Genomic DNA, 6,714 nt, shown 5'->3' on the forward strand with positions numbered 1-6,714 from the left:
TAATACAATTATATCATTATTGGCACAATAAAAAAAACCCGAGTTATTAAACTCGAGTTAAATTTAATTCATCATTTTTAATTTTTCTGCTTGGTCGTAACTTGTCAAATCATCAATCATTTCTTCGATATCACCATCTAAGAAATTTTGCAATTGGAAAATTGTCTTGTTGATTCTGTGGTCTGTAATTCTGCCTTGTGGAAAGTTATATGTTCTAATTCTCTCTGAACGGTCTCCTGTTCCAACTTGAGATTTACGAGCATCAGCTCTATCTTTGTTTTTTTCTTCTTCCATCAAATCGTACAATCTTGATTTCAAAACTCTCATTGCCTTGTCTTTGTTTTTAATTTGTGATTTTTCGTCTTGACAAGTTACTACAAGGCCTGTTGGAATATGCGTGATTCTTACAGCCGAGTCAGTCGTGTTGACACATTGTCCACCATTACCACTGGCTCTGAACACATCTATTCTTAAATCTTTTTGCTCGATTTTCACATCGACATCTTCAGCTTCTGGCAATACGGCAACTGTCGCAGTAGATGTGTGGATTCTTCCCGAACTTTCTGTTTGAGGAACTCTTTGAACTCTGTGAACTCCAGATTCGTATTTCAATCTAGAGTAAGCTCCCTTACCTTTAACCATCATGACAACTTCCTTGATTCCCCCAACACCTTGTTGCTGAATATCCATAATTTCAGTTGTCCATCGTTTTTTGTCCGCATACATTTGATACATTCTCAAAAGTTCTCCAGCAAAAAGTCCAGCCTCATCTCCACCAGCACCAGCTCGTATTTCGATAAAAACATTCTTTTCATCATTGGGGTCTTTTGGCAACAGCAAAACCTTCAATTCTTCTTGGTCTTTTTCGATTTGTTCTTCCAATGTTGAGATTTCATCTTTCAATAGTTCTTCCATTTCACCATCTCCAGTAGTACCCAACATCTCCTTGTCTTCTTGTAAATTTTTCAAATTATCTTTGTATGACAAATATTTATTGACAACCGGCTCTAAGTCAGCGTGTTCTTTCATTAATTTCGTCCAATTTTCCATGTCAGCGATAACTTCAGGGTCAGCAACTTTTTTCTCTAGTTCTTTGAATTTATCAACAACACTGTCCAAATTTTCAAACATAATTACCTCCTCGCAATTACTACTCTATCAAATCCATTAAAATCCTTGATGCACTTATGATTAATATAACCGTGTTCATCGAGAATTTTAAAAATACTTTTCTTTTGATTATATCCTATTTCAAAGGCAATTACACCATTTTCATTCAAATACTCGTTTGCCTTTTCAATAATTTTTCTGTAAAAATACAACCCATCTACTCCACCATACAACGCAGATTTTGGCTCTTTTAAGATTTTTTTGCCGAGTTTTCGATAATCAACTTTGTCGATGTATGGAGGGTTCGACACTATTAAATCAAATTTCCCTTCAACATTTTCGTACAAATCCGAATATATAAAGTCAACATCCGCCGCCTTTAAATTCTCGGAATTTTTCTTTGCCAAACGTATTGCTCTTTCATTAATATCTACACCTAAAACTTTAGAATGAAGCTGCAAATTCAAAGTAATAGAAATAATACCTGAACCTATCCCCAACTCCAATATATTATCAAATTTTCGGTTTAATTTAATAATCTCATCTACAAGTATCTCAGTGTCAAACCTTGGAATCAAAACATTTCTATCTGTGAAAAATTTTCTGTTGTAAAAATATTTGAATCCCAAAATATATTCAATTGGAATATCATCGTCATATTGTTTCTTGTACTCTAAGATGGTTTTTGCTTTTGTGTAGTCAATCAAATCATTTGAATGGATTATTGCATCAGTAAAATTATAGCCAAACAATTCTTCTAAAATCATCAAACAATCGGATTTGTCGAACAAATTATACAAGTCTGAAATCACCATATATCTTCGTCTTCTTTTTCTGGTATAACACTTTTTAGTGCAGTAATGGCGACTTCAATCATTTTGTCATCAGGTTCTCTAACGGTGAAATATTTTTGTACCCAAAGACCCGGCTTTACAAGAACTGATGTCAATTTGTTGTCGTATTTTCCTATCAATCTATTTATTTCGTATGAAAAAGATACAATTACTGGAAGTAAGAAGATTCGATACAATATTCTCATAAGTGGATTGGGCCAGCCAACCATTCCCAGTACTAAAATTGAAATAATCATTACTGTAAACAAAAAACTTGTTCCACACCTTGGATGAAGTCTGATTTGTTTTCTGACATTTTCAATCGTCAAATCTAGCCCTTTTTCATAGCAAAATATACTTTTGTGTTCTGCTCCGTGATACTCAAACACCCTTTTCATATCCTTTGAATGCGACATGATAAATAAGTATCCGAAAAATAAAATAATCCTGAACACACCTTCTATTAAATTAGATACAAAAGATGAATGATTTCTGGTTATAAACGAAGTTAAAAAAGTTGGAATGAAAAAGAAGAATATCAGCGCCAACAAAATCGAAAATGCTATTTGGAATATATTTTCAACTTTTCTGGCATTGTTTTTGAAGTGCCTATCAAAAAAATTTTCTTCATTGTCTTCAAAAAAACTTGCAGAATACATTAACGCATCCATCCCCAATTTCATTGAATCGTAAAGGCTGACAACTCCCCTAATAAACGGAATCTTCATCAAATTTATTCTATTATTTTCTAAATTTTTTACAACCAAATCTATATCTCCGTCTGGTTTTCTAACGGCTATTGAATATTTTGAAGGCCCTCTCATAAGGATTCCTTCGATTAAAGCTTGTCCTCCAATTGTTGTTTTTTTCATTATAATAAATTTCCCTTTTCTATTTATAAAATTTACCTTTTCTATTTATAAAATTTACCTTTTCTATTTATATTATCTATTTTTTAACACAAAAATACCAGCACCTAAACGGTACTGGCTAAAATGCTAATCCATGTTGTATTTTTTCTTGAATTTTTCTACTCTACCACCATGTTCTACAAATCTTTGACGTCCTGTATAAAATGGGTGACATTGACTACAAACTTCGACATTTATGTTTTCTTTTGTAGATCCTACCTTAAAAGTGTTGCCACAAGAAGCGCAAGTAACAGTAGCTTCGTGGAATTCTGGATGTAATTCTTTTTTCATATTATCACCTCGTTTTTCTCTAAATTATTTTCGACTTACATATTATAACACACGAACAAGATAATGTCTACCTAATTTGCGTTATAAAAAAATATTTTCGTATATTTTACAAATTTTTTATCGACTTCACAAACTCCTCGTTTGATTTTGTGTTTCTTATCATTTTAATAATTTGGTCTGTGTTTTCTTTATTTTCTTGTGAATCCAACTGCCTTCTTATCATATTTATTGCTGATAATTCATCTTTTGATAAAAGCAATTCATCTTTTCTAGTTCCGGATTTGGCAATATCAATGGCTGGAAAAACTCGCATTTCGGATAATGACCTATCCAATTTCAACTCCATATTTCCAGTGCCTTTGAACTCTTCAAATATAACATCGTCCATTCTTGAACCTGTTTCTATCAAAGCCGTTGCCAAAATTGTAAGGGAACCTCCTTCTTCAATATTTCTTGCCGCTCCAAAAAATCTTTTTGGCCCATTTAGTGCCAATGGGTCAAGTCCACCAGACAAAGTTTTACCAGAATAAGGACTTGTAACATTATAAGCCCTCGATAATCTCGTTATCGAATCTACCAAAATCACAACATCTTTTTTGTGTTCAACAAGGCGTTTTGCTCGTTCAATGACAATCTCTGCAACCCTAATGTGGTTTTGTGGCATCTCATCAAAAGTTGATGCTACGACATCAGCGCCTTCTACAGACCTTCTCATATCGGTTACCTCTTCCGGCCTTTCATCAATCAATAAAATGATAACTTGAATATTCGGATAATTTTTTCTTATCGAATTTGCAATATTTTTCAATAAAGTTGTCTTCCCAGTTTTCGGTGATGCAACGATTAGACCTCTTTGACCTTTACCAACCGGACTAATCAAATCCATTATTCTCATAGAAATATTGTTGGAATCTCTCTCAAGTTTTAATCTCTTAGTCGGATAAATTGGCGTTAGATTTTCAAAATCCGGTCTATTTCTGAGATTTTCAACAGTATCGCCATTAACCTTGTTAACGTAAATTAACGCATTGAACTTTTCTTTTTCATTTTTCTCACGAGATAATCCCTCTACAAAATCACCCGTTTTTAACTTAAACCTTCTAACTTGCACTGGGGGAACATAAACATCATCTTCTCCTGAATCATAGCCCTCTGAACGCAAAAAACCGTACCCATTTTCGTGCAAATCCAAAATCCCCTCTACTTTCAAGGAATCTTTGACTTCCTTATCATCATTTTGAGAATTTTCTACAATTTCATCTCTAGAATTATTTCTCTCATTAATATCAATTTGATTGAGTATTTCCTTAATCAAATCTTCCTTATTGTATTTACTGATTCCAGCAACCCCAACAGCTTTTGCAATTATTTTCAAATCTTGGAGTTTCTTAGTAACTAAAATATCTTTTTCCAATAAATATCCTCCTAAATGCCTTGATACAAGAAATATAAGCCAAATGACATAAGTATAACACCAAGGCAAATCTCAATCACCTTAGAAATCCTAGTATAAGAATCTCTCTGAATGATTTCTTCGATTTTTCCCATCAACAACGCTGACACAAAAACCAAAAAACAATTACCAATTCCATAAAAAACAAATAAAACTATAGACAGCAAAATATTTCTCGTATTAGCAGCTATAGCCATCAATGAAACCAAAACCGGCGTAGAACATGGAGATGCAAAAACAGCTTGCAAAGCACCCGCAATAAATGCACCAAAAATACCGGATTTGGTCAATTTACTCGATTTATTCAGACTAATAATTTTAATAAAATGCCAATTTTGGAACGCCATCAAAATCAACAAAATCCCAATTAAGATATAAAAAACCCTGCTGAATTGATTCAAAATCTTACCTATTATCGCCGCTGTCAATCCGAAAACAGTGAAAACTAAAATACTACCAATGCTAAAAGCCAATGCAACTTTGAAAGACATCTTTTTGTCATAATTATTTCCCGACAAATATCCTATTATAATCGGTATCATCGGAAGAGAGCAAGGTAGAAAACTCGTCAAAATTCCAGCCAGCAAAGCAATAACTGGTGCAATGAAAATATAATCATTTAAAAGCTTAGACAAAATTTCTAAAATACTATTCATTTATCATATCCGCAATCAATATTTCCAAATCTTTTTCTCTCAATAATCCCTCATGAATAAAAGCTTTTTTACCATTTACCTTTATCTCATGAAAGTAATCATCTATAACAGACTTAGCCTTTTCAGAAAACTTGAAATCTTCCTTCAGTGGAACAAAAATTTGAGTCGGAGTAACTCGTATTCCAGCTTGTGATGCGAAATCATTGCTAACACTAACTTCAACATCCTTTATGATAGCCTTTCCTCTGAATTTATCGAAAGTGCTTTCAATAAAAGGTGCCATTTTCTTGCAGGGTCCGCACTCAATCCACGTGAAATTTACAAAAACAGGTTTGCCATATGAAAAGAACTTCTCAAAACCAGCATCCTTTCCCGCAAACATAACATCCTCACTGTCTAATCTTTCAGAAGCCTTTTTAAAACTATCCAAATCCAATGAACTATCGTTTTTTGAACTCTGTTTACTCTCACTACTCTTTTGTTGTGAATTACATGTATTAACTTCATTTGTGTGATTTGGTTTATTTTTAATAAATATTATAGCCAATACAGCTAAACAAATAAATCCTGCAACAAAAAAAATCTTTGACTTATTATCTCTCATAATCATTTCCCATCCTTATTTCAATATACTATGAATTGTTAAAAAAATTAATTTACTATACTATTATATCAAACTTGTATTCTGATTGACACCTCATTATTTTCAGTTTTACATTTATGTTAATAAAAAAGACACAGCACAAATATTAATAAATTTTTTTCTCAGTGTTTTCTTTGCAATATTTATCCCACAAAATCTCTGAATAATTTCCTCTTACACTCCATCAATTTCACAACAAAAGTAACTATAAAGCAAAAATCGAGCTGGAAATAACCATATAAAATTTAATGCTTCTTATGAGCGAAATTTCGAACAAGGGAATTATCATTTCATTTTTCTTAAAAGAAGATTTCCGAAGTGAGGCTGAGGGAGTGAGAGCATTAAATTTTACCTTAGATATTCGTGCGAGATGTTTGCGCAAATATTGAGCTATGTGTGTCTAGCAACTGTTACCCCGCGAAATCTTTGCACCATTTTCTACCATTGTCTGACAAAAACAACACAAAAAAGACCTAGCGGACATTGTCATCACTAGATCTTAATTTGTTTTGCGACTACCTACGTGCCGCCAGTTCCTACGAATCAAAGATCCGTGGCAACTCGTTGCACCAGACTCCTTATATAACTCAGAAATTTAATGTTTTTCATGAGCGACGCTTCGAACGAGGAAATCTTCATTTCATTTTTCTTAAAAGAAGATTTCTGTAGTGAGGCTGAGCGAATGAAATTATTAAATTTCCTGTCTTGCTCTCCCACAAGTGGGCTCGTAGGTCTTTTTTGTAAAATAAAAAAAGATCTAACGGATTAAATCACGTTAGACCTTAATTGTTTGGCGACTACCTACTCTCCCACGACG

At 33.2% G+C, this 6,714-nt stretch carries 7 protein-coding genes; all 7 read right to left on the reverse strand.

All coding sequences use genetic code 11. The features are described from left to right. Positions 1-63: 63 nt before the first annotated feature. Positions 64-1,131: a peptide chain release factor 1 gene (gene prfA / locus Q0X02_RS03555; RefSeq protein ID WP_297811652.1), complete on the reverse strand. Its 1,068-nt coding sequence runs from the start codon at positions 1,129-1,131 to the stop codon at positions 64-66. A 2-nt stretch (positions 1,132-1,133) separates the two neighbouring features. Further along, complete coding sequence (gene prmC, locus Q0X02_RS03560; protein WP_297811655.1) at positions 1,134-1,925, reverse strand: peptide chain release factor N(5)-glutamine methyltransferase; 792 nt, start codon at positions 1,923-1,925, stop codon at positions 1,134-1,136. Continuing rightward, a complete protein-coding gene (locus Q0X02_RS03565; RefSeq protein ID WP_297811658.1) occupies positions 1,919-2,815 on the reverse strand; it encodes a DUF1385 domain-containing protein in 897 nt (298 codons plus the stop codon). The genes prmC and Q0X02_RS03565 overlap by 7 nt, the downstream gene beginning before the upstream one ends. A 126-nt stretch (positions 2,816-2,941) precedes the next feature. Next, complete coding sequence (rpmE, locus tag Q0X02_RS03570) at positions 2,942-3,145, reverse strand: 50S ribosomal protein L31 (RefSeq protein ID WP_297811661.1); 204 nt, start codon at positions 3,143-3,145, stop codon at positions 2,942-2,944. Between the two features lie 106 nt (positions 3,146-3,251). Next, positions 3,252-4,559 (reverse strand): transcription termination factor Rho, encoded by a 1,308-nt coding sequence (gene rho / locus Q0X02_RS03575; RefSeq protein WP_297811664.1) that lies wholly within the window; start codon positions 4,557-4,559, stop codon positions 3,252-3,254. Between the two features lie 11 nt (positions 4,560-4,570). Next, a complete protein-coding gene (locus Q0X02_RS03580; protein ID WP_297811667.1) occupies positions 4,571-5,254 on the reverse strand; it encodes a cytochrome c biogenesis CcdA family protein in 684 nt (227 codons plus the stop codon). Further along, positions 5,247-5,864 (reverse strand): co-chaperone YbbN, encoded by a 618-nt coding sequence (locus tag Q0X02_RS03585; RefSeq protein WP_297811671.1) that lies wholly within the window; start codon positions 5,862-5,864, stop codon positions 5,247-5,249. The genes Q0X02_RS03580 and Q0X02_RS03585 overlap by 8 nt, the downstream gene beginning before the upstream one ends. Positions 5,865-6,714 lie beyond the last annotated feature (850 nt).

Origin of the sequence: uncultured Finegoldia sp. (assembly GCF_947252345.1) — a bacterium.
In the GTDB taxonomy this organism is placed as follows: domain Bacteria; phylum Bacillota; class Clostridia; order Tissierellales; family Peptoniphilaceae; genus Finegoldia.